The organism is Cytobacillus sp., assembly GCF_032154635.1.
Lineage (GTDB): Bacteria > Bacillota > Bacilli > Bacillales > Cytobacillaceae > Cytobacillus.
In genome coordinates, this window is the sequence record NZ_JALDXW010000051.1 from 1 (window position 1) to 22,544 (window position 22,544).

General features: G+C 35.9%; 26 protein-coding genes. 7 read left to right on the plus strand and 19 right to left on the minus strand.

Features of this window, described 5'->3' with window-relative positions:
* Positions 1 to 72: 72 nt before the first annotated feature.
* Positions 73 to 1,290: a nucleotidyltransferase gene (locus RUH74_RS21750; RefSeq protein WP_313804142.1), complete on the plus strand. Its 1,218-nt coding sequence runs from the start codon at positions 73 to 75 to the stop codon at positions 1,288 to 1,290.
* 14 nt (positions 1,291 to 1,304) lie between these two features.
* Here RUH74_RS21750 and RUH74_RS21755 read toward each other — a convergent pair whose 3' ends face one another.
* Positions 1,305 to 2,321 (minus strand): SepM family pheromone-processing serine protease, encoded by a 1,017-nt coding sequence (locus tag RUH74_RS21755; protein ID WP_313804145.1) that lies wholly within the window; start codon positions 2,319 to 2,321, stop codon positions 1,305 to 1,307.
* On the minus strand, positions 2,322 to 3,110 hold the full coding sequence (locus tag RUH74_RS21760) for a patatin-like phospholipase family protein (protein ID WP_313804148.1): 789 nt from the start codon (positions 3,108 to 3,110) through the stop codon (positions 2,322 to 2,324).
* A 338-nt stretch (positions 3,111 to 3,448) separates the two neighbouring features.
* Between RUH74_RS21760 and ylbJ the strand changes: the two genes are divergently transcribed.
* The gene (gene ylbJ, locus RUH74_RS21765) at positions 3,449 to 4,666 is read left to right on the plus strand and encodes a sporulation integral membrane protein YlbJ (RefSeq protein ID WP_313804151.1); all 1,218 of its coding nucleotides are present in this window, start codon (positions 3,449 to 3,451) and stop codon (positions 4,664 to 4,666) included.
* Positions 4,667 to 4,714: 48 nt separating this feature from the next.
* Here ylbJ and coaD read toward each other — a convergent pair whose 3' ends face one another.
* The 3 genes from coaD to RUH74_RS21780 form a co-directional block, all read right to left on the minus strand.
* The gene (coaD, locus tag RUH74_RS21770; RefSeq protein ID WP_313804154.1) at positions 4,715 to 5,203 is read right to left on the minus strand and encodes a pantetheine-phosphate adenylyltransferase; all 489 of its coding nucleotides are present in this window, start codon (positions 5,201 to 5,203) and stop codon (positions 4,715 to 4,717) included.
* A 35-nt stretch (positions 5,204 to 5,238) separates the two neighbouring features.
* Positions 5,239 to 5,793, minus strand: coding sequence for a 16S rRNA (guanine(966)-N(2))-methyltransferase RsmD (gene rsmD / locus RUH74_RS21775; RefSeq protein ID WP_313804157.1), 555 nt, complete (start codon positions 5,791 to 5,793; stop codon positions 5,239 to 5,241).
* Positions 5,794 to 6,085: 292 nt separating this feature from the next.
* Positions 6,086 to 7,507, minus strand: coding sequence for a stalk domain-containing protein (locus RUH74_RS21780; protein ID WP_313804160.1), 1,422 nt, complete (start codon positions 7,505 to 7,507; stop codon positions 6,086 to 6,088).
* Between the two features lie 227 nt (positions 7,508 to 7,734).
* Here RUH74_RS21780 and RUH74_RS21785 point away from each other — a divergent pair, with 227 nt between their 5' ends.
* The gene (locus tag RUH74_RS21785; RefSeq protein WP_313804163.1) at positions 7,735 to 8,124 is read left to right on the plus strand and encodes a DUF7147 family protein; all 390 of its coding nucleotides are present in this window, start codon (positions 7,735 to 7,737) and stop codon (positions 8,122 to 8,124) included.
* Positions 8,125 to 8,169: 45 nt separating this feature from the next.
* Here the strand turns inward: RUH74_RS21785 and RUH74_RS21790 are convergent, their stop codons facing one another.
* From RUH74_RS21790 to RUH74_RS21810, 5 genes are all read right to left on the minus strand, one after another.
* On the minus strand, positions 8,170 to 8,445 hold the full coding sequence (locus tag RUH74_RS21790) for a YlbG family protein (protein ID WP_313804166.1): 276 nt from the start codon (positions 8,443 to 8,445) through the stop codon (positions 8,170 to 8,172).
* Positions 8,446 to 8,647: 202 nt separating this feature from the next.
* Entirely contained in the window at positions 8,648 to 9,091 is a 444-nt protein-coding gene (locus RUH74_RS21795) for a YlbF/YmcA family competence regulator (protein WP_313804169.1), read from the minus strand.
* Positions 9,092 to 9,145: 54 nt separating this feature from the next.
* Entirely contained in the window at positions 9,146 to 9,574 is a 429-nt protein-coding gene (locus RUH74_RS21800) for a hypothetical protein (protein WP_313804172.1), read from the minus strand.
* A 154-nt stretch (positions 9,575 to 9,728) separates the two neighbouring features.
* Positions 9,729 to 9,968 (minus strand): YlbE-like family protein, encoded by a 240-nt coding sequence (locus tag RUH74_RS21805; RefSeq protein WP_313804175.1) that lies wholly within the window; start codon positions 9,966 to 9,968, stop codon positions 9,729 to 9,731.
* Between the two features lie 15 nt (positions 9,969 to 9,983).
* Positions 9,984 to 10,388 (minus strand): YlbD family protein, encoded by a 405-nt coding sequence (locus RUH74_RS21810; RefSeq protein ID WP_313804177.1) that lies wholly within the window; start codon positions 10,386 to 10,388, stop codon positions 9,984 to 9,986.
* A gap of 139 nt (positions 10,389 to 10,527) precedes the next feature.
* On the opposite strand from RUH74_RS21810, the gene RUH74_RS21815 reads away from it, so the two are divergent.
* Both RUH74_RS21815 and RUH74_RS21820 read left to right on the plus strand, forming a co-directional pair.
* Entirely contained in the window at positions 10,528 to 11,013 is a 486-nt protein-coding gene (locus RUH74_RS21815; protein ID WP_313804180.1) for a PaaI family thioesterase, read from the plus strand.
* 27 nt (positions 11,014 to 11,040) lie between these two features.
* Positions 11,041 to 11,397 (plus strand): hypothetical protein, encoded by a 357-nt coding sequence (locus RUH74_RS21820; RefSeq protein WP_313804183.1) that lies wholly within the window; start codon positions 11,041 to 11,043, stop codon positions 11,395 to 11,397.
* Between the two features lie 38 nt (positions 11,398 to 11,435).
* Here RUH74_RS21820 and RUH74_RS21825 read toward each other — a convergent pair whose 3' ends face one another.
* Together RUH74_RS21825 and RUH74_RS21830 are read right to left on the minus strand one after the other, a co-directional pair.
* Positions 11,436 to 12,584, minus strand: a complete 1,149-nt coding sequence (locus RUH74_RS21825; protein WP_313804186.1) for a CAP domain-containing protein — start codon at positions 12,582 to 12,584, stop codon at positions 11,436 to 11,438.
* A gap of 117 nt (positions 12,585 to 12,701) precedes the next feature.
* Positions 12,702 to 13,334: a CAP domain-containing protein gene (locus tag RUH74_RS21830; protein ID WP_313804189.1), complete on the minus strand. Its 633-nt coding sequence runs from the start codon at positions 13,332 to 13,334 to the stop codon at positions 12,702 to 12,704.
* A 238-nt stretch (positions 13,335 to 13,572) separates the two neighbouring features.
* Here RUH74_RS21830 and RUH74_RS21835 point away from each other — a divergent pair, with 238 nt between their 5' ends.
* Positions 13,573 to 13,932, plus strand: coding sequence for a YugN family protein (locus RUH74_RS21835; protein WP_313804192.1), 360 nt, complete (start codon positions 13,573 to 13,575; stop codon positions 13,930 to 13,932).
* Between the two features lie 40 nt (positions 13,933 to 13,972).
* Here the strand turns inward: RUH74_RS21835 and RUH74_RS21840 are convergent, their stop codons facing one another.
* From RUH74_RS21840 to cyoE, 7 genes are all read right to left on the minus strand, one after another.
* Positions 13,973 to 14,440, minus strand: a complete 468-nt coding sequence (locus tag RUH74_RS21840; RefSeq protein ID WP_313804195.1) for a DUF420 domain-containing protein — start codon at positions 14,438 to 14,440, stop codon at positions 13,973 to 13,975.
* Between the two features lie 224 nt (positions 14,441 to 14,664).
* Positions 14,665 to 15,567, minus strand: coding sequence for a cytochrome c oxidase assembly factor CtaG (gene ctaG, locus RUH74_RS21845; RefSeq protein WP_313804198.1), 903 nt, complete (start codon positions 15,565 to 15,567; stop codon positions 14,665 to 14,667).
* A gap of 137 nt (positions 15,568 to 15,704) precedes the next feature.
* Complete coding sequence (ctaF, locus tag RUH74_RS21850) at positions 15,705 to 16,040, minus strand: cytochrome c oxidase subunit IVB (protein ID WP_313804201.1); 336 nt, start codon at positions 16,038 to 16,040, stop codon at positions 15,705 to 15,707.
* A gap of 3 nt (positions 16,041 to 16,043) precedes the next feature.
* On the minus strand, positions 16,044 to 16,673 hold the full coding sequence (locus tag RUH74_RS21855) for a cytochrome (ubi)quinol oxidase subunit III (RefSeq protein ID WP_313804203.1): 630 nt from the start codon (positions 16,671 to 16,673) through the stop codon (positions 16,044 to 16,046).
* Complete coding sequence (ctaD, locus tag RUH74_RS21860; protein ID WP_313804206.1) at positions 16,673 to 18,547, minus strand: cytochrome c oxidase subunit I; 1,875 nt, start codon at positions 18,545 to 18,547, stop codon at positions 16,673 to 16,675. Before ctaD ends, RUH74_RS21855 begins: the two co-directional genes overlap by 1 nt.
* A 27-nt stretch (positions 18,548 to 18,574) precedes the next feature.
* Complete coding sequence (coxB, locus tag RUH74_RS21865; protein WP_313804209.1) at positions 18,575 to 19,648, minus strand: cytochrome c oxidase subunit II; 1,074 nt, start codon at positions 19,646 to 19,648, stop codon at positions 18,575 to 18,577.
* 253 nt (positions 19,649 to 19,901) lie between these two features.
* Positions 19,902 to 20,840 carry a heme o synthase gene (gene cyoE / locus RUH74_RS21870; protein WP_313804212.1) on the minus strand — a complete coding sequence of 313 codons (939 nt, stop codon included), beginning with the start codon at positions 20,838 to 20,840 and terminating at the stop codon, positions 19,902 to 19,904.
* A 643-nt stretch (positions 20,841 to 21,483) separates the two neighbouring features.
* Here cyoE and RUH74_RS21875 point away from each other — a divergent pair.
* On the plus strand, positions 21,484 to 22,455 hold the full coding sequence (locus RUH74_RS21875) for a COX15/CtaA family protein (RefSeq protein WP_313804214.1): 972 nt from the start codon (positions 21,484 to 21,486) through the stop codon (positions 22,453 to 22,455).
* The last annotated feature ends 89 nt before the right edge of the window (positions 22,456 to 22,544 follow it).

Here is a 22,544-nt window from a genome sequence, read left to right on the forward strand (position 1 = left end):
CCTATTTTGAGCTCGTTTGCTTAGTTTTCTCATGACTTCCAAATTTTAAACGAATGAAAAGGAGAAATGAAGATGAATGCTGTCGGTGTAATTGTGGAATATAATCCTTTTCATAATGGACATGCGTTTCATATCGAAGAGGCAAGAAAAACTGCAAATGCTGATGTCGTTATCGCTGTTATGAGCGGAAATTTTCTTCAGCGAGGAGAACCTGCACTTGTGTCGAAATGGAAAAGGACTGAAATGGCGTTGAAGGCTGGCGTTGATATTGTATTCGAACTTCCCTATGTGTTTGCGACACAGCAGGCCAATACGTTTGCTAGCGGAGCTGTATCTATTCTCGAAGCAGCTGGGTGCCACTCTCTTTGTTTTGGCAGCGAATCAGGCAGTATAAATAGCTTTTACAAAACTATAACATTTTTACAGGCTCACAACGAATTATACCAGCAGAAAATAAAATACTTTATAGAAAAAGGGAACAGCTACCCGAAAGCGACATCATTAGCCTATCAGACTCTTTCTCCTGATCATGATTTAATTGATTTGTCAAAACCTAATAATATCTTAGGCTACCAATACATAAAGGCAGCTAATGCTATGCATGCACCCTTAAAAATATTTACTGTTACCAGAAAAAACGCAAATTACCACGATCCCCACTTTGCATCTGACACGATTGCAAGTGCAACAAGCATTAGAAAAGCTCTTTTCTCAAAAGATGGACATCCTGAGTCCGTTCGGCAATACGTACCTGATTCAACTTATAATGGCCTTTTAGAGTATAAGGAGCAATACGGTCTTTTTCATGACTGGGAGCTTTATTGGCCATATTTAAAGTTTCGGCTTATTCAGATGAATCCTGAACAGTTAAAAAATATTTATGAAGTAGAAGAAGGGCTTGAGTATCGAATCCTTTCCTCTGTCCTTCAATCTGAAAGCTTCCAACAATTTATGGAAAAACTTAAAACTAAACGATATACATGGACAAGGCTGCAACGAACCTGTGTCCATATCCTTACGAATACAACGAAAGAAGAAATGTTCATGAAGGAAGATAAAGCTTCTTACCTAAGGCTTTTAGGAATGACAACCACTGGTAGAGAATATTTAAATAAATATAAAACTGATTTTTCTCTTCCGTTAATCTCCAAAGCTTCAGCTACAAAGCATAGCCAGCTTTTACTTGATATTAAAGCTTCAAGAATTTATGCTATGGCTGCACCTAAAAGCAATCAAAAAAAACTGCTTGAATCTGAATTCAAGCAGCCACCAATTATAGTAGCAAAATAGCGGACATGGCTCCGCTATTTTGCTTTTAAATTCATAAGATACGATACTGCCTCATCAAATGTATCAACAGGAATAATTTTCATTTTTGTTTTTATATCTTTTGCAGTTTTTACAGCTGCTCTATAGTTGGAATCGGAAGCACCTTTTTCATTCGGAGCAAAAAAGATCTCTGCCCCCGCTTTATCTGCAGCAATAATTTTTTGCTCAATTCCACCTATCGGGCCCACATTTCCATTTAAATCGATCGTACCAGTACCGGCAATAGGATATCCTCTCGTCAAATCCTCCTCAGTTAATTGATTATAAATTTCCAATGAGAACATGAAACCTGCTGATGGCCCGCCAATGTCCTCACTATTAATTGTCACATTTGGGTCAACGATAACTTCCTTATCGTCTACAAGCGTGATCCCGACTCCTACCTTCCCTGTTTCTTTCAATCGCATTAAAGGGATTTTCACCTCTTTAATTTCCTCATTTCGATCAATCGAAAAAATGACTTCATCTCCTTCACTTTTCCCAGATACGTACTGTATAAATTGATCTGAAGACTCGAATTCATTCCCGTCAACCTTAAAAATCCGGTCACCTGCTTCTAATTTTCCTTCCGCAGGCATCCCCTGCATCACATTTAGGACAAAAACACCATGATAGTCATAATCAATAGGTATACCCGCTTTTTTATACGCAGTCTCAATAGCTGCTAATTTTGATGTAGCCATCAAATGAAGCTGACGAACATTATATTCCTTGTCTGTCTCATTTTTATTTCGAATAGCCCTTACTGGAAAAACCTCTTGATACTTACTAAGCTTTGCAATAGCATACGAATAAATATTTGCTCTTCCCATCCTCACAGTAGTTAGCATAAAACTTCCTTGTTCATCAAATCCATTCTCAACTTCAATAATCGGTTCAAGTTCCTTAGCCATTCCTGGCTTTGAAACGTAGAAGGGAAGGTAATAAAATGAACTTATTAGGATAATAATTGCTGCGATTATGAAGGAACGCATAAAGTATTTACTTCTCATTTACGCCTGTTGCTCCTTCCACTCTTTAATTAGTTTCTTTATTGAATTTATTTGCTTCCTTGTCTCTTGTTCCCCAATAAGGATAATATCATCAATATTAGTAAATGCTCTTGAACTATACATTTCAACACTCGGACGAATCATTATATCTGAATCAACCGCTCTATAATTAACTAACTCCATCTGCATAATATCCAGACTTTGCATGATGACGTCATAAATCGAAGTGATCTCAGTATTTGTTTTCACTTGGGAAACATCTATTGCAATAACAATATCAGCACCCATTTCCTTCACGACGGAAACAGGAACCCTATCCACTACCGCCCCATCTACTAGTAAACGCCCATTTAATTTCTCTGGAACGAAAATTCCAGGAATAGAAATACTTGCTCGTACTGCATCGGCAATTGGCCCTTTATCAAAGATAACCTTTTCACCTGTCATTAAATCTGTTGCAACTACTTGAACAGGAATATCCAGTTGTTCAAGCATTTTTCCATGTGTAAAAATACGAATCAGTTCTTTAACCTTTGTTCCTGCAATAAAACCCATTCGAGGAATTGTAAAGTCTAAATAATATTTTCTTTTAAAAGCTTTCGATAATTTATATAAGCGATTAATATCTAATCCGGCACCATAAAAACAGCCAACCATTGCACCCATACTGCTTCCAGCAATTAAATCTATCGGGATTCCTTCATCCTTCAACACTTTAATTGCCCCTAAATGAGCAAATCCCCTCGCCCCGCCTGAGCCCAGTGCCAAACCAATCTTCGGTCGCTGCAAAAGAATCTCCCCCTTTATATACGCAATTCAACGACCATGTTCAATCTTATGGTCTTTTTTTTCATTCTATGAGTATATTGAATTATATGAGGACAAGTATGACCGGCTATTTTTTAAACAGATTGATTAACGGGCTGTATCCCCCTAGTTCAAGAAGTTGAAGGAAAGATACATTCTAGGTGCAGGAATCTGACAGCCCGTAATACCCAATTGGTTCAACTAACAAACAGTGGGGAATAAAGAACCTTCCACTGCTTGAGTTTCACTCTTATTATAGTAGCTTTTTTCCATAAAATCTATTTCATCGTAAGTTCACCTTTTGAGGGAGGATTAAGCCCGTGTTTCGTTCTAAATTAAAAACAATCATCCTTGCATTAACTGTTACCTTGATGGCGATTTCGCTTATCTCATTTCCTCAAGAATCTGTCGATGCGTCTATAAGAGGGCTAAATATGTGGTGGGAAATTGTCTTCCCCTCGCTTTTGCCATTTTTTATCGTATCCGAGATGCTCATCGGCTTTGGGGTTGTAAAATTTATTGGCGTTCTTCTAGAACCGCTTATGAGGCCATTATTTAGAGTTCCTGGTGTTGGCGGCTTTGCATGGGCGATGGGTATGGCCAGCGGCTATCCTGCCGGTGCAAAATTAACAGCGAGACTCAGACAAGAAGGCCAGTTGACCAAGACTGAAGCAGAACGTCTTGTTTCTTTTACAAACTGTTCAAATCCTCTGTTTATATTTGGTGCGGTTTCTGTTGGCTTTTTCCATAACGCACAACTTGGAATTATTTTAGCATTGGCACATTATCTAGGAAATTTTTCCGTTGGACTACTTATGAGATTTTACGGCAGAAAACAGGAAGAAACCAAAAACGAAAAAAAAAGAAAGCCATCCTTAAGAGTAGCTTTTTCAGCCCTACATCGAACAAGAATCAATGATAACCGACCGATCGGCAAGCTTCTTGGAGACGCAGTCATGTCTTCAATAAAAACCTTACTGATGATTGGAGGATTCATTATCCTCTTTTCGGTCTTAAATAAACTCCTTTTTCATGTTGGGATTACCGGGCTGCTAGCAAAAGCACTAGAGTATATACTATCCGCACTTCATCTGCCAATTGAATTAAGTATTCCTTTTATCTCAGGAATCTTTGAAATTACTCTTGGGAGCCAAATGACCAGTCAGGTGCAGGAGGCAACTTTCATGCAGCAAGCTGTGATCACGAGCTTTATTTTAGCTTTTAGCGGCTTTAGTGTTCAAGCACAGGTTGCCAGTATACTCGCACAGACGGATATTGACTTCAAACCGTTTTTTTTCGCCCGTATTTTTCACGGTATTTTTGCAGCCATTTATGCCGCCATCCTTTGGAACCCAGTATTCGAACGTTTTTACAATACTGAGCAGCCATCAAATGCGATCCCAGTTGGAATCTTTGATGAAGGCTCCTGGATGCAAAAATGGTATACATTTATTGTGGAAACAGGACCTATCATTACCATTTGTGCATTAACCATATATGTTTTTCTTTTGGCTAAAAGATTAAGGACCCCTTCTTAAAGTATTCTTAATGCATTCTTAAAGACTAACGAGCACATATAGTGCTCGTTATCGTTTCCCTTCAAATTTTTCTTTTAGAGCCATTTCGACTGCATAAGGAACAAGCTCTGAAATCTTTCCATTATACTTAGCAACTTCCTTTACGATACTGGAGCTTAAAAACGAAAACTGATTATTTGTCATAATAAAGAATGTCTCAATTTCGTCATTTAATACCCGATTCATCGAAGTAATCTGCATTTCATATTCAAAATCTGAAACAGCTCGAAGTCCTCGGATGATTGCACTCGCATGAACGCTTTTTGCATAGTCAACAAGCAATCCTTGAAAGGAATCTACTTTGACATTTGGAATATCTTTTGTTACTTCCTTGATTAATTCAATTCTCTCGTTAACAGAAAAGAGCGGATGCTTAGCAGAATTATTTAATACAACTACATTCAGCTGATCAAAAACCTTTGCTCCTCTTTTAATAATATCTAAATGTCCATATGTAATTGGATCAAAGCTTCCAGGGCAAACAGCAATAGCCCCCATATAAATCCCCCTCATTTATATAATAACCTGACTTGTCATTTTGTTAATTCATAGATAGTAATCGCAATTATTCCATATTTTTCATGTTTTTGAACACATAAATTTCCAACAGTTTCTGGTAGCTGAATATCAGAACTATGCTCACAAATGATTGTGCCATTCAGACTAAGCAGCTGCGCCCTTTCTATCCACTCAAGAAGCTTTACTAGCTGTTGCTTTTTGTAGGGTGGATCCAAAAAAATAAATTGGAAGCTTAGTTCCCTTTTTATTACAGCCTTAAGAGCTCTCTCGGCATCATTACGAAAGATTTCTGCAAAATCTTCAAGTTCGCATGTTTTCACATTTTCGTGAATAGTCTGAATTGCCTTCCCATCCCTATCCACAAAAATAACCTTTTCTGCACCTCTACTTAAAGCTTCAATCCCCAGGCCACCGCTACCTGCGAATAAATCAAGCCCTAATCCCCCATCAAAGTATGGGCCAATGATATTGAAAATCGCTTCTTTTACCTTATCTGTTGTTGGTCTAGTTGAACTGCCGGGTACAGCTTTTAATATTTTCCCTTTACGGGTTCCTGAGATTACACGCATCTTATCACCACACACATCATTCCATTAATCATTTTTTCCTTCCTATCCTATCACAAATGATTTGAATAGAAAACATTTGAACGCTAGGAAAAATATCTGATTCTTGTGTATATACGTTTTCATTATGGAAATAATGTGAGTAACAGCATCTATTCGAGGATGTTGTTGCCAACCGCGGAGAAGACTTACGTTTCCCCATAAGTTCTTCCTCCGGTTTCTCCTCTCCCTTTGCCTTCTATCCTAGAATAGGATATAGAAGGACCCTGCAGAAATTTCTGCAGGGTTTTCTTTTTTACAAAGATATTCTAATGCCCTTTTCACCTTCATCAATTGAAACTTTAAATAACTGCTGCAGCCATTGCTTACTTATATAGTATTTTCCATTTAAATTTGTTAATGGGTTTTCTAATAATCCATAATCTTCTTCGTTGTAAATAAAAATATTTCGATTCAAGTAGAAACGATAGCTGTTATTATCCTTAATTACTAGTATTGCATCATCATCTGGGAGCATCGTAACCTCAAACCCCAACCCTGTTAGAGTCTCTAAAAATGGGTAAAGTAGCGAATTTTCTTTATAAATGGCTTCAATTTCGCTTTTTTCTTTTTCATTTATGATGATCTTTCTTGAATCATAATAGTAAAAAGGTGAAAACGATCGAGGTTCACTTTTATTTAATGAGAAAAATCGGGTTTGTAGCCCTTTTAAATCATAGATAAATCCATCAAGCTTTGCAGCAGTAATATCAGCGGATTCATTATTTACACGGTTAAATAACTTCCTCATCTCTTCAGCAGACAACTTCTTATGTAATTCCTTAAGGATGGCCATTCCTTTCTCTGTTTCAGGCTCAAGCTTTGCTGTATAAGAAGTAAAAACATCCAATAGCCATTTATCTTCATTGAGCATTTCTTTAAATTTTGTTTCATAGTATTGATTAATGAGCTTTCGCTTTAAATCTTCTTCTTTCAAGTTCGGAGAAGTAATTAATATGCCTTTACTGCTTTGCTCAATGAACTGATCAGTAAAAACAACTGATAAAAACGGGAAACCTTTTAAGTTCTCCAATTCTTCAAATTGTAACCCATTCTTCTCTCCTAGCTGTTCACTATAATAAGCAATTTGATTACTTTCTTGGTCTTTATGAAGAGATGATGGCTGCCAATACAAGGAAGGGGCATCTCCTACCCCAGTAAATAAGTAATAATCTATTAAATCTAACTCTTTTAATCCCTTTAAAGGGGCTCCTGCAACCCAGGTACCCTTCCTCCTAAACGTGTCAATTACTTCTATATTTGTCGTTTTTATCATGACTTCCGGAATTTTTGTTGTCCATTCACTTAGAAAAAAAGAAGCATCCTCTTTTTGTATCGGAATCGTGTATTGAAATACGAGCGTACTATCATCAGGTAAAAATGTCTGCGGATCTTCATCCTTTGATTCACATAAATCTCCATTGTCTTTTACACATGTCCAATGAAAAAGTTGATTTGGAATTATGACTTTATATTCTTTCTCTTTTGAAAGTCCTGTTATACGCTGGGATATAAGTAAGTCTTTTCCACTTGATTGTATAGTAAGCACTTGTATTGCTTTTTCAAAATGATCCACTATATGACTATCTTGCTTTGAGTATGCCTTCCATTGCATGGATAGCATTCCTCCAATGGCTATTGTTAGAGCCACAAATAATAAACTAGTTGTTCTCCACATTTGTATTCCCCTAACCTATATATCCTTTACATTTACAATATCAAATCCTTCGACATCAGTCACACAAAATTTAAAATAAATTAGTAGAGTTTGTCTCATTTTGTTATAAAAAGTTCGCAAATTTTTTCCATTGGCTCACATCTAGGAAGGCTTCAATTTTCACAAAGAAAGTGATAAAGTAGGGACAAAGTATTTTTTCGATATAGATATAGAGGAGGCATTTTGACTTGATACAACGGTTTATTGAAATTGGTGAGGGCTATTCTGATATATATGAATTAATTGAGATTGCAAAAGCTAATCGATCCCGGCTTAGCCATTTGATGGCTTTTCATACTTCTATTAAAAATAAAGAGGTTACATCCCTCGTTGTTGTCTTAAAGCCAACAGACCCTGGCAACTTTCAGCCATTGTACATTTGCAGAGAGGGCATTCCTAATCCTAAAGTTACACCAAATAAACGCTTTGATCTCTTTGTTCAGGCTGCAGAGGAACTGCAAAAGGAAATTATCCAGCTGGACATCAAACCTTCCACAAGTTTTGCGGAAAAAGAATTATTTTATCAGTATGTTATCGGAATTCTAAGATTAAACCACTATATTCCTCCCCTGCAATAATTTTGCGGAATAATATAAAAAGTTGAGGGGATCGCCCTCAACTTTTTATATTCCCATTTTATAATCATATTCTTTTGCCTTATCAGGCTTAGAATTCTCAAATTCCATTCTTAGAAATGGTTTGTAAGATGGTTCGACTTTTTTTACAAATGAATACGAACTAATTTTCGTTATTAATTCTTCCGTTTCATCCATATCACAATATAATACTACATATTTTAACCGTTTTGACACGTAATGAACATTTCCGAACCGTCTTAACATTTTCGCCTGTTTTAATGTATATAGCCAGACGATAATTCCTTGCCGTTGACCGAGCATAATTTCTTCCCCTTCAAAGAGTAATTCTTTTTTAACAGTCTAGCATAAAAAATCTATTTATTTCAATGGTCTACTGAAAATACTCATCAGAAAATTATGAAATCACTATATGTGAATATGTTAAAGCTTTACATAGATCAACTCGTGAGAAGCTTCTATTCGATGAAAAAACAGCATGGATAAACTCCATGCTGTCCGACATTTATGAACAACCACAGCTTCCTCCAGATCCACATCCGCCACCACAGCTAGATGTGCTGTCGAAAAACGGATTTCCTGTTGGAACTTTTATTTGTTTAGAGACAGAGTAACCGATTATTACACTCACTTCATCTAATATCGCTTGAAGATCATTCTCTGCTTTTCTAAATTCAGCGACATTTACATCCAAATCCATTTCTCTTTTTAATTCTCTAACCGATCTCATTACATTTTTATAATCGGGATGATATTTGCCAAAGCGCTGAACGTCTTCATAATGCTCCTTCATCTTCACGAAGCTTCTTATTTTAGCCTGTGTTTCTTTATTATTTTTTAATCTATATAAACATTGGCGGTAGTTTTCCGCTTCCTCTGACTGACTAATCATAGCTGCTAATTGTTCAGCTTGATCTAAAATCTCTATTCCTTCAATTGTAGCAAGCAAAATAAAGCTCACCTCCGCTTCATATTTTATCATGAAACAGAGAAAACGTAAAAGTTATCGAATCGTAACATTAAATTCCTTTTCCATTAGTATGGACGAACCGTTCTCTGTAACGACCTCTAATTTTAAACGATGCATTCCGTTGGATAAGCCTTTAACTATAAAAGCAGCTGAAGAAATCTCTTCCATCTTTTTCCCGTCCACATATAAAATAATTTTACCTTTATTATTACCATCCGTTTCCCTAAAGGTAATTCCTTGAACGATACATTCAATCAACACATTTTTCCCATCAATTTTATGCTTTACAAAGAATGGTTCATTGCTTTTTAATGAGGTTTTAAACACGGGAGTATCTAAAGAAACAGTATGCATACTGATAGGTTGACCATAATTTTTTGTTTCTGGTTCTGGAAGATCTCTCTTGCATCCAGAAACCGCCATTAACAAACAAACAATATATACAAAAATAAACATTCTCATTCATTCTCACTCCTTCATTTCGTACGCTAAATGAATAAACAGCTAATAGATTTTCTTATGTAGTTATTGTGTGCCTAGAAAACACATTTTACTCTTTATCCATTTGAGGGGCACAAACAAAATAAAAGAAGCTCTCTCCCAAAGAGAACTTCCTTTATGATTGTGAATTCATCGCTTGAAACATTCCCATCATCATTGAAGCCATTTGTACACCATTTGAAAACTTCTCAACTTTATGTGGAATGGTATTTTTGTAATAATTTAATGCAGCTACCTCCAGTGCTTGAATATCTTGAGGATTCCGTGAAAGTTTTCTGTACCAAATTGGTTGTTCCCTCATAAAACTTTGCAGCTGTTTATTTTTACTCACATAATTTGCAATATCCTGCCTCATCTTCATTCTCCTTTACTAATCCTTTTTAAAAACAAACGGATTGCTTTGTTTTGTTTCGGTCACTTTCGGGTTAACAGTTCCTCCACCTTGAAATTGAGAAATAACACCTTGTACTGCTGCTAATGCTTTACTAAGATTATTAACATAGCCTTGCATTTCATTCGGATCAACATTTTTGATTGTCCCCATGATCGTTCCGAGCCAATCTGTTTTCTTCCCTTTTTCCTCTTGAGAAGTTTTAGCCTTTGCCCCTGTGCGCAATGAATCCCATCTAGCGTCATCTTCCCCTAATAAAAACCAGTCCTCATATAATTCCTGCAATGTTTTTTTACCCGTCCGGACTTCTTCCATAATTTTCGGATTTGCTTTTACAAACTTTTTAAATTGTTCAACAGAAGGATGGAGTTTTTTATTCGCCATTCCCTATTCACCTCTAACTGTTACAATTACCTACTATACTTTATGTATAACAAAATAAATGGTGAAAAGATAAATGTAAAATGAATCTATTAATGATAATATTAAAAATACGGATATATTGTTGAAAGGTGAATACAAAATGAAAGAACAACTTAGGGAACTATTAGAACAAAGTATGGAACAGGCTACTACAGAAGAACTTGAGGTACTTAATAACTTATTACAAGGCTTCAATAAAAAACAAAAAAATATAAACAGCTCCTATATTGGCGGTTTGCTTCATATGGAACGAACTATGGATGAAAAAGTATGTCATTTAACCGTTCCTCTCTCCCCCCTTTTAAATAATACTTTAGGGATTGTTCATGGGGGCATCACTGCAACAATTATTGATTCAGCAATGGGTACATTGGCTAATTCGATTCTCCCAGAAGGGTATGGAGCAGTAACAACCCAATTAAATATTCATTATTTAGCTGTTGGAAAGGGAGACTTTTTGCAATGCAAGGCATGTATCGACCATAAAGGTACAAAGAATATGGTTTTATCAGCAGATGTCCACCGATCTGACGGAAAAAAAATTGCACAAGCAACTGGAAGCTTTTTTATTATCAAGAAAAAATAATGCTCTTTCTTCGGGTGGTGGTTAAAAGTGGTAACAGCCATAGTCATTCCTATTATTTGCCTTTATTTTTACTGGGTTGCAAAGAAAGAAATGCGCACGAGTATGCAAGAATGGGTTGATCTAAAAATTGTTCCTGAAGAAGCAATTATATATGGTGAAATTAAAGAAGTAACCGGCTCTAAGCAACGCTTTTCATATTATCGTTTTGTATATATTTTAGAACTATCCATTCAAATGGAACAAAGAAGATGGGTAGTAAGAAAAGTCATCCCTATTGAGAAGGGTGTAACAATACCTGATGTAAAAAAAGGAGACTATGTACACGTATTTGGAAATTGGAAAGGAGATTATTTTCAAGTGAGCAGGATTGTAAAAAGAGCTTGATATCAAGCTCTTTTTTAAAATGAAATAATAAATAATTGCTATTCAGACCATTTTTCAATAAAATTTTGTGTGTAATACTTTTTATAAACACCAACGCCTAAGTGGGTAAACTGTTCATTTAGTAAACTTTCTCGATGACCCTTACTATTTAACCAGCCTTCAACAACGGCTGGAGCGTCCAGATAATTAGCAGCTATATTTTCTCCGGCTGTTTGGTAATAAATATTAGCGGCATCAAGCCGGTCTGACAATTCGCCATATTTCTTAGATGTATGGGAAAAATCGTTTGTTTCAAACATATCTTTACTATGTGAAAAGGCTACCTCAGCTGTTTGCTCATCCCATTCTAAAGGCTCTAGTTCATGACGATTTCGAAAAATATTTGTAATGTCAAATATTTGTTTTTCATTGCCTTTTTCAACTTCCTCCTCGATCACATTTGCTGGTGGAGTTACCTCAAGAAGTTCGCCTCGATACACCATTTCATAAGGTCTTTGCTTGATTAATGTCTCTGCATTTAACATTCGGATACTTGATAGGGTTCCTGTAAATTTATCAATATACAGTTGTACAAAAGCATCCCCTAACTTGATTAGTGGACGGGTGTTCATATCATCTTCAGATAGTTCAAACATATAGGAACTATCTTCGTAATCTAGACCAATGTTTGCCTCTATTGTTGTTAAGTGATATATATCTGCAATCGACTGCCCAATCTTGAAAGGAGGGATTTGTACATTAGAACCCGTTGCATAAATGGTTACGACCTTTTCTTTATCAACACCTATCTGGACATAGGAATGTACATTCATTTTATATATCCACCAGTCGTAGCCATAAAATGTTGGATCTTTTCTCTCGGGCTCTCCAAGAATATGAATCAATTCCTTGCTTGATTTACCTAGCATATTGATCAAGCTCTCTTGAGGTATTTCTAAATTCGAAGAATCTAGCGGAGAAATAACCTCATCCAAGGATTGGTCCACTTTCGGCTGTTGACCTTCTTCATTAATCAATATCTCTTCTCTTTGGCTGATATTCGTATTAAATAAAAATACAACTGCTAATAAACCAGAAATTAGCACGAGTATCCGAACAAGATTACGCAGAAGGATTTCCTCCTTTCTATTATTTGTTATTATTATATATTCTTTTCCACTAGTAAGTATATCATTATTCCTATTCATTTTAGTTAAACGTACTGAAAATTCCGATGCTACTTGCTTTTTTTAGAAAAATGCACAAAGAACACCCTTTAGGTGTTCTAGATTAGCAACTATTAGTTAACAGTGAAATATGCGTTCTTAATTTTCTACAATCAAAACTGTCCAATAATGACCATAAATCCCCCCCTGTATATAGCCAATCCCCATTTTTGATGCACGATCATTTAATATAGTCTCACGGTTTGCACTTGAATGTAACCAAGAATCTAAAACTTGCTCAGGAGATTGATAACCTGCTCCAATACTTTCGTTTACATTTTTAAAAGAAATATTCAACACTTTTAACATACTAGATGGACTCCCATAGGTAGGCGAATAATGAGAGAGATATTTCTTCTCAATCATATCTGCTGATTTTAACTTTGCTGCATTTGTTAAGGAATCATCAATCGTCAATGCCTTCATGCCAAGCTGAAGTCTCTTATTGTTCAAAATATCGGCAAGCTTTTCCTCTTCCTTATTTAATGTTTTTTCATCTCTATCCTTCCACACATTACCCGGAATGATAATGACTTGACCTGGATAAATTAAATTTGGGTTTTGTAGTTGTTGATTACTTCGTATAATCCGTTCTAAACTAATTTGATGATGCTTCGCAATTTCCCAAAGCGTATCCCCCTCCATTACGATGTAGCTTGATTGGGCATTTACAGTAGCACTTAATGAAAAATAGAAGAAAAGAAGGAATAAAGCCTTTAATTTTATCCTCATCCATAAACTCCTTTCTATCGATCCCTACTTATCTTTTCCAAATGAAATAAAATTGCTCAACTTATTATGAAATTCGTTACAATTTCTTGAAATCAAACCATGATTAAACTGATTATTTAATGAATCCGTTGCATCTTCTCTATTTTTGAACTATTATTAGATTTGGGATAAAACTTGTTAAATTTCACCTAATATGCTGTAAACAGCTATTAAAGGATCGTTTTTAGGAGGGACAAACATGCAGTTTGAAAATACGGGTCTTGAAAAAAAGAAAGCCGACTTAATCCGGTTAGATGAATTAATGTTAACTTATGGACTTGTTCGTGCAGGTCAATGGGATTATGAAAGAGTTACATACGACCGTAAATTCCAATTAAAAGAGGGCATATATTATTTACGCGTATTCGGCTATGCAGTTGAAGGAGATGTAGGTGCAGATAAAGCTGTCATCCAATTAATGACACCAGCTTTAGGAAAACATTATTATCCTCATGGTGTTGAATATGGAGCAGATGAAACGTATCCGAAGACACTTGTTAGCCAATGCGAAAAAATACTAAATGATTTAAATGCTGAAATCGAAAAGTTTGCACAATAAAAAGAAAAAGACGCATAATTAGATGCGTCTTTTCTATTACCTATGAACCTAAGATCGCTTTAATTGTAGAGGTCGTTTCACCCCCATGGTAAAATACATATAAAAGAAGATATACGACTACACCGGTAATAGCTGTAAAAAACCAAATGATACTTGTGATTGGACCAAGCTTGCGATGGACGGTTAATTTATTTTTATAACCGCTTATCAGTGATATTAGCCCAAATACAGCACCAGTAGTAGCTAATGTCACATGAAAAATTAAGAATATTGTATAATAAATTTTGATATTTTCAGGACCGCCAAAGGCAGTATTCCCGATAAAAACGGTTCTGCTCATATAAATAATAAAGAAAATAGTTGCACATATTCCCGCGAGCGTCATTGACCTTTTATGTGCGATTATCTTCCGTTTTCTTATTTGCCCCCAGCCAATCGCAACAAAAATTGCGCTAAGAACAATGAAAGTAGTACTTATAGTAGGTAAAATCGGCAATGAATAATTCATACGTCTCCCTCTCAATGAAATTAATAACTTTTTTAAACTCATATAAAGACCCAACTATTAACTAGTTGCCGTATATAAGTATACCGCATCTTGTCATTAATTAAGGCATCTATTTGAAAAAGTTCTGAAATTGTTCAAAATCCCTTTAAAAAATGTGATATTTTATATAGACCAAATTAGATTACTATAGTAAAACCCCATCAAAAAGAGAGATGGGGTTTTATTTACTCAATTGGCTGCGGGTTTAATCTATGCTGTTTTTCGACCTCTGTTTCTTCCTGCTCTTTTTTATACCAGCTAAAGAAAACTCTTGCTAATACAAAGCCATATACAATTTCTTGGATAATCTTCATTATAATTCCGCCAAGCTGCTGATCATAAATTAATGACATTGAACTAAACACTTCTGGTCCACTTAATGTTAATCCTGCAAGAGTTGCACCTGGTACACAAAGTTCCAACGCCTTCGCCCATGCATTCGGATCAGAATAAGTTGCATAGAGCGGAACATCTGCAAATATAATTAAACCGCAAGCGGGTAATAGCAATGCACCCCCAGCAAATATATACCCAACCTTTTTTAACCCACTTAACGTATGCTGATTATCTAATCGGTTTATGAGCGGCCACCAAAAAAAGATCCCTAATATAAATAAGATGGATGTATACCCTGCATGGAGCCACATATTCGTTTTGATGAAATCGAAAATTAATGGAATATGGTAGACAGAAAAGATACCATTAAACAAGATCAATGCAATGACAGGGTTTGTAAAAATAAAAAACACCTTTTTGAAAGAGTTTTTATTTTGAAGCGTTCGCCATATCCATGGCGGAATCCCAAGAATGACTAATTGAGGAATAATTAAACAGAGAATAGCCATTTGAGTCATATGTGCATAAAACATAAGATGCCCCATTAGATCAATAGGTGAACCTTTAACGATATATAAAAGAATGATCGCTAGTGAAAAATTAACTGCCTGTCCCTTTGTTAATGGCTCACTTTGCGAAAATTTATCCCTAAATTTCACTGTAACAAGGAAATAACCGATTAAAACAAGCATTAATACGATGAAGAAGATCGGACTCCATAATGCTCGGAAACCAAATATTGAAATAGACACTTCATTATCACCTCTTTTCCAAAAGATACACCAATATTATACGCCTAAACACAAAAATCTCCAACAATCATTTTTACTATTGGGAATATTCGCCCTATACAAAAAGAAACCGGCTAAAAAGCCGATTTCTAATATCTTTACCACCAAATAATTGTTGTATAGCAAAGAATTGTTACAAACGCGATCAAAACACCGGTATACATAAATAGCTTAGGTGCTTCGTGCCCCTCATGACTCATATGCATGAAATAAAATAATTGAAAGATCACTTGAACAACAGCAAGTAGTAAGATAAACGGAACAATAAACCATCCAGTAAATCCTTCATACGCTACCGCTACAAAAGCAATAAGCGTTAAGAAAATCATTAAGGCGAACGTGATTACTTGATGTTTCATTTCTTCCGCATTCTTTTTACGGCGATATTCAATGTCTACACGAGGGTTGCCTGAGTTTAATTGTTCATTTGCCATCAGTTATCCCACCATTCCCATTAAATATACTACTGTAAAAATAAATACCCATACAACATCGATAAAGTGCCAGTAAAGGCTTGCAACATAATACTTAGGTGCATTATATAGATTTAATCCACGCTTGCTATTACGGATAATTAAAGTAGTTATCCATAGCAGGCCAAATGCAACGTGTGCACCATGAAAGCCTACAAGCGTATAGAATGCTGAACCAAAAGCACTGCTAGTAAAAGTATGTCCAAATTCGTGCACATAATGGTTAAACTCATAAATTTCAAGACCTAAGAAAGCTAAGCCGAGAATAACTGTAATGCCTAGCCAAACTTGCATTTTCTTAAAGTTGAAATTTTTCATATGGTACATCGCATACACACTTGTCAAAGAGCTTGTTAAAAGGATCATTGTCATTGCGAATACAAGCGGGATCTCAAAAAGATCTTTCGCTAATGGCATGTCACTTCTAGGCACCGAATCTTTTAATGCTAGATATGTCGCAAAGAGAGAGGCGAAAAGAACCGTCTCTCCCCCTAAGAATAACCAAAAACCTAAGAATTTATTTTTTGCATCGAGGGTTTGTTTTTCAGGCGCAGCAGGCCAAGTTTCAACTGTCATTTTTTCTTCTACATGCATTATGCCTTAACCCCCTTATCATTGTCATCAATTAATTCCTCTTTAGGAATATGATAGCCATGATCATCCTTGATTGACCGTACAAACATTGAACCTAATGTAAACAGAAGACCAAAAATCAGCACTGGAATTCCCCAAGTGTTTCCCTCATCTCCATGATACATCGCACCAAATGCAGCGATGAAAAGACCTAAAGAGATTAAGAATGGAATAAAGGAATTATTAGGCATGTGAATATCCCCAAGCGGTTCAGCTGGAGTCATTCCTTTTTTACCTTCCATTTTTTCAATCCAGTATGCATCTAGACCACGAACAAGTGGAAGCTGCTTGAAATTATAATATGGTGGTGGTGATGATAATGCCCACTCAAGAGTACGTCCGTCTCCCCATGGATCATTTCCAACCTTTTCATTTTTCACGCTAGTAATAATAACGTTGATCAATAAGACAATCACACCGGCTGCCATTAAGAAAGCACCGATCGAACTTACTACGTTTGATGTCTCAAATCCCTGACCTGGAAGGTAAGTGAATACTCGACGCGGCATTCCCCATAGTCCCAAGAAATGTTGAATAAAGAATGTCATATGGAAACCAACAAAGAATAGTACGAAAGTAATCTTACCTAAAACTTCATTTAACATCGTACCAAACATTTTTGGCCAATATAAATGTGCTCCAGCAAATAAGGCAAACACTACTCCACCGACAATTACATAGTGAAAGTGAGCTACAACGAAATACGTATCATGATACTGGTAATCCTGTGCAGCAGAGCCTAGCATAACCCCTGTAACTCCCCCCATTAAGAAGGATGGGATAAAGGCAACTGCCCAAAGCATTGGAGTTGTGAATCGAATACTACCGCCCCACATGGTAAATAACCAGTTAAAAATCTTAATACCTGTTGGTACAGCGATTGCCATTGTCGCCACTGCAAAAATCGCATTAGCTATTGGTCCTAAGCCTGTTGTAAACATATGGTGAGCCCAAACCATGAATCCTAAGAAACCGATAAGAACTGTCGCAAATACCATAGATGAATAACCAAAAAGGCGCTTTCTAGAGAAAATCGCAAAAATCTCAGAGAAAATACCGAAAGCTGGCAAAATTAAAATATACACTTCTGGGTGACCAAAAATCCAGAAAAAGTGCTCCCAAATAATTGTATTTCCTCCCATTGCTGCATCGAAGAAGTTCGCACCAAACATACGGTCAAAAGTCATCAAGAATAGACCAACAGTTAATGGAGGAAATGCGAATAAAATCAGTGCAGATACTACGAATGTAGTCCATGTAAACATTGGCATACGCATATATGTCATACCAGGTGCGCGCATATTAATGATCGTAACAAGGAAGTTAATCCCGCCAATTAAGGTTCCTAACCCTGCGATCTGTAAACCAAGAGCATAGAAATCGATTCCATGACCTGTTTGTGCTATCGAAAGTGAAGCATATGACGTCCACCCAGCGTTTGGAGCTGCGTCTAAAAACCATGAAAGATTTAGAAACAACCCTCCAAAAAGGAAAAGCCAAAATCCTAATGAATTTAGAAATGGAAACGCAACGTCACGTGCGCCAATTTGCAATGGCATAACAGCATTCATAATGGCGAATACAAGCGGCATTGCAGCCAAGAAAATCATTGTTGTACCGTGCATTGTCAGCAGTTCATTAAAAAGACCTGCACTTACAAAATCATTATTAGGTTTTAATAGCTGAATTCGGATAAATAATGCTTCAAGACCACCAATTAAGAAGAATAATCCGCCAGCTATAAGATATAGGTGTGCAATTTTCTTATGGTCTACTGTTGTTAAATAGTCCCATAACGTTGCCCCAAATCCTCTTTTCTGAGCATTGGTACTCACAATTTTACCTCCTTTATAAACATATCCCTATTCACCTTGAACTTTTAACCCCATTAAGTATGCAGTTAAAGCATCAAGTTGTTCAGGTGTTAATTCACCATAAGTCCCAGTCATTTTATTTCCTGGCTTATATGTTTCTGGATCTGATAACCAATTTTTTAAGTTTTCTTCATTATGTTCTAAGTATCCTGCAATAATATTACGATCACCAAAGTTTGTTAAATTTGGTGCCATACGAGCATCAGCAGGTGTGCCATTTGAAGGAGTTACAGCATGACAGCCAATACAGCTCTGATTAAAGATTTCTTGACCTTGCTGAGCTAAATCTGTCGTTGCTTGCTGTGGTTCCGTTATATTTTGCATATCCGTAACCCACTGATCGAACTCTGCACGCGGAAGAGCTTTTACTTTAAAATCCATCAAAGCATGTGAAGGTCCGCAAAGCTCTGCACATCGTCCTTGAAATAATTTATCTGGATCTGCCTTTTTACTATCAAATTCTAACCAGAATTTATTTACGTTTTCAGTGTTGTTATCCATCTTTCCGCCAGCTGCCGGAATCCAAAATGAATGTTTTACATCTGAAGCAATTAAATTAAAGTAAACCTTTTCATCAGTCGGAACAATAAGTTCTTGACCTGTTACTATTTTTTCATTTGGATATTCAAATTCCCACCAGTATAAATTTGCACGTACATTGACAACAAGAGCATCAGAGGAACCATCTTCATTCTTCTTCTCCATTGCATCAACATCAGCAAAATCAAAAACAGCAGATACTGTAGGTACCGCTAGGACAAGGACTAATAATATCGGAATAACTGTCCAAATGATTTCCATTGCATGGTTTCCTTCAACTTGTTTAGGAATTTTGTCATCTTTACGGCGGAATCTCACTAATACAATAATGAAAATCACCGCAACAACTGCGATTACAGCAATCATAATAATCGTACTAAATACCATTAAATCGTATTGTTTTTTTGCTACTGCACCCGCAGGCTGTAGTGCAGATAAATATGGTTGACCACTGCAAGCAGAAAGCACGAGCGTCAGAAGTGCAAGCAATGATGCTAGACGCCATTTCGCAAGCCTTTTCATAAGCTAATCAATCCCCTCTTTCTTTAAAATTTAGTTTGAATTTTTTAATTCAAAAAAATTATGAATAAATTCTTTCAATACTTAGGAAAAGAAAGAATTCCTAACAAAAGTTGTTTTTGACATTTTAGTATGTAACTTATTACTAGAAATTATTATTAAATTAAAACAATTATTCATTTTACAATAAAAAGAGAAGCGAAGACGAGCTAATGATTAAAAAAATCAAATAAATTTTTCTTCGCTCCTAACTTTTTTATAAAAGTGTGATTATTACCATAGCTACAAACATGATAGTCAGATATTGTAGAGAGTATACAAACATTATCGTAGCCCATTTAATATCATCTTTAAATTTTCTAGCATAAATCCCTGCTGCAATCCATCCAACATTTAATAATGTAGCAAGGATTATGAAAGGCATTCCTAAATCAGGAAGAAAAAACGGGAGCGGCAGTAATGCAGCAATCCAAATATAAATATGACGCTTCGTTGTTTTTAATCCTTTTATTACAGGAAGCATCGGGACACCAGCTGTCCGATATTCTTCTACCCGTCTCATTGCAAGTGCATAAAAATGAGGCGGCTGCCAGAAGAACATAATTAAAAATAGTATCCAAGCCATAGTATCTAAATTTGAGTCCACAGCTGCCCAACCAATTAATGGAGGGACTGCTCCAGAGAAACTGCCAATAACAGTATTAGATACATACCTTCTTTTTGACCAGATTGTATAAGGTACAATATAGCTAAAAACTCCAACCAGCCCGATGACTACAGCTGTAATCGTTGTCATCATTAAGAAAATAGTTCCTGCGATAATTAATAGGAAGCTTAATGCTGCAACTCTAGTTGGATTTACATTGCCGGTTACAGTTGGTCTTTTCTTCGTTCTTTCCATTAAAGGATCAATATCACGGTCTATGTAGTTATTTAGAGCACATGCACCAGCTATAATTAGTCCTGATCCAATTAATGTATAAAACACGAGATCTAAATTACCAAAAAAACTCTTTGATGAAAAATGCAGTGCAAGCCATAAACCTGTAAAAGTCGTAATTAAGTTTGAATTAACAATTCCAATCTTAATAAGTGAAAGAAAATCCTTCCAAGCAGTAGTTTTTGGCACTTTATTATCTAGGCCTTGATCATTGTTGTCGATGCCTCCATCAATGACAGCCCTCGTATTAGACATGATTTTATTTCCTCCTTTATCTCTTATCACAAATACGCCATTATTCACTACAACTACTATAAAGCATTAGAGCTTACTTTGCTATATTTGCAATAAAAAACGAGGGGTACATCCTAATAAATTATGTGTACAATACTTTTTCACTATAGATAACGTAAAAACATTGTAAAATTTTTATGTAGAAAAACAGACCTTCTTCTGTATATTAAATCACACTTTCATCAATTTTTGTGAACATTTTTCGAATAAATTGTGAATTTTTTGTGTCAGCGTATTTTTTCACTTAAAGAAATGTTGTTTTTCTGCCATAATTATAAAAGGGTTTATCGATGTCCGGCAAGTTCCACTTGGAGTTACATAGAATCAGGTATATCTCGTTCATTTTTATACGTTTTTCGACCTCCATTCTATTTCTAGCAAACTCTGTAAAAACTTTCAACCCTAAATACTATAATTACAGTGAAAAAATAACAAAAATATTGAATATCTAAATTATTTCCAGTAGAATCTGAAAAAGCGTCTACTATTTCTGTTCATTTCATTTTAAATTCGATATGATGGGTACGATATACTTATTCAATGACATAATTATTAATTGTTTTCTATTATATTGAGCGAATCTTTTAGAAGAAGGTGAAAAACTTTGCAACGATCATTGAAATGGCTCGCCGTATTAACGACAATAGGGATGCTTCTCATATTGTTGGGGGGAGCGCTTGTTACAAAAACTGACTCAGGAATGGGCTGCGGAAGATCATGGCCACTTTGCAATGGTGAATTGGTCCCTACTAATATTACATCTGAATTAATTATTGAGCTTGCTCATCGAGTAGTTTCAGGTACAGTAGGTTTAATGGTCTTACTCCTTTCTGTATGGACATGGAAGGCTATCGGTCATATTCGAGAAACGAAGTTTTTATCATTCACTTCATTCTTTTTTCTATTATTACAGGGGTTAATAGGAGCTGCAGCTGTCATTTGGGGACAATCAGACTTTGTTCTTGCGCTTCATTTCGGTATCTCTCTTATTTCATTTGCTACCGTATTGTTACTTACCCTCCTAATATTTGAAGTAGACAAAAAATTTGAAGCGGAAAAGGTCATCCTCGATAAACGAATGAAAAGACATATCATTGGAGTTTCAATCTATAGCTATATCGTAGTTTATACAGGAGCTCTCGTCAGACATGTAAATGCGAGCTTAGTATGCCGGGATTGGCCGTTATGCATTAATAGTTCATTTGCACTTCCTGGAAATATGCATGAGTGGGTGCAAATGGGGCATCGAGCTGCTGCAGGGATTATATTTATATGGATTGCCTATATTACATATTTAGCAGTAAAGCATTACAAGAACCAAAAGGTCATTTATTGGGGATGGATTATTTCTTTCATCCTTGTCACACTTCAGGTGTTTGCAGGCGCATTAGTTATTATTACTCGGCTCAATTTATATATTGCGCTTGCGCACGCATTCTTTATCTCTTGTCTATTTGGGGTATTAAGTTATTTCATCCTTTTAACTTCACGCAGCAAGAAAAATGCAATGGCTCTTGAAGCGATAAAGGCTGCTGAGGAAAAAAAGGTTCCAAGCCCCCCTGTTACGATCCATTAAAATAAAAAAATGCTGCAGCTATAGCTGCAGCATTTTTTTATTTTGTTAATTCTATTAATAAATCTCCAGTTTGAATGGCTTCCCCATTT

Bases quoted from the DNA above. Each gene is read 5' to 3' on its own strand.
- cyoE (WP_313804212.1), bottom strand. From the start codon at position 20,840: ATGTCTAATACGAGGGCTGTCATTGATGGAGGCATCGACAACAATGAT.
- ctaF (WP_313804201.1), bottom strand. From the start codon at position 16,040: ATGGCAAATGAACAATTAAACTCAGGCAACCCTCGTGTAGACATTGAA.
- RUH74_RS21810 (WP_313804177.1), bottom strand. From the start codon at position 10,388: ATGGCGAATAAAAAACTCCATCCTTCTGTTGAACAATTTAAAAAGTTT.
- RUH74_RS21790 (WP_313804166.1), bottom strand. From the start codon at position 8,445: ATGCTCGGTCAACGGCAAGGAATTATCGTCTGGCTATATACATTAAAA.
- RUH74_RS21800 (WP_313804172.1), bottom strand. From the start codon at position 9,574: ATGAGAATGTTTATTTTTGTATATATTGTTTGTTTGTTAATGGCGGTT.
- coaD (WP_313804154.1), bottom strand. From the start codon at position 5,203: ATGGGGGCTATTGCTGTTTGCCCTGGAAGCTTTGATCCAATTACATAT.
- RUH74_RS21840 (WP_313804195.1), bottom strand. From the start codon at position 14,440: ATGAATTATTCATTGCCGATTTTACCTACTATAAGTACTACTTTCATT.
- RUH74_RS21815 (WP_313804180.1), top strand. From the start codon at position 10,528: ATGAAAGAACAACTTAGGGAACTATTAGAACAAAGTATGGAACAGGCT.
- RUH74_RS21855 (WP_313804203.1), bottom strand. From the start codon at position 16,673: ATGCATGTAGAAGAAAAAATGACAGTTGAAACTTGGCCTGCTGCGCCT.
- RUH74_RS21780 (WP_313804160.1), bottom strand. From the start codon at position 7,507: ATGTGGAGAACAACTAGTTTATTATTTGTGGCTCTAACAATAGCCATT.
- RUH74_RS21835 (WP_313804192.1), top strand. From the start codon at position 13,573: ATGCAGTTTGAAAATACGGGTCTTGAAAAAAAGAAAGCCGACTTAATC.
- RUH74_RS21755 (WP_313804145.1), bottom strand. From the start codon at position 2,321: ATGAGAAGTAAATACTTTATGCGTTCCTTCATAATCGCAGCAATTATT.
- RUH74_RS21830 (WP_313804189.1), bottom strand. From the start codon at position 13,334: ATGAGGATAAAATTAAAGGCTTTATTCCTTCTTTTCTTCTATTTTTCA.
- RUH74_RS21805 (WP_313804175.1), bottom strand. From the start codon at position 9,968: ATGAGGCAGGATATTGCAAATTATGTGAGTAAAAATAAACAGCTGCAA.
- RUH74_RS21750 (WP_313804142.1), top strand. From the start codon at position 73: ATGAATGCTGTCGGTGTAATTGTGGAATATAATCCTTTTCATAATGGA.
- coxB (WP_313804209.1), bottom strand. From the start codon at position 19,648: ATGAAAAGGCTTGCGAAATGGCGTCTAGCATCATTGCTTGCACTTCTG.
- rsmD (WP_313804157.1), bottom strand. From the start codon at position 5,793: ATGCGTGTAATCTCAGGAACCCGTAAAGGGAAAATATTAAAAGCTGTA.
- RUH74_RS21825 (WP_313804186.1), bottom strand. From the start codon at position 12,584: ATGAATAGGAATAATGATATACTTACTAGTGGAAAAGAATATATAATA.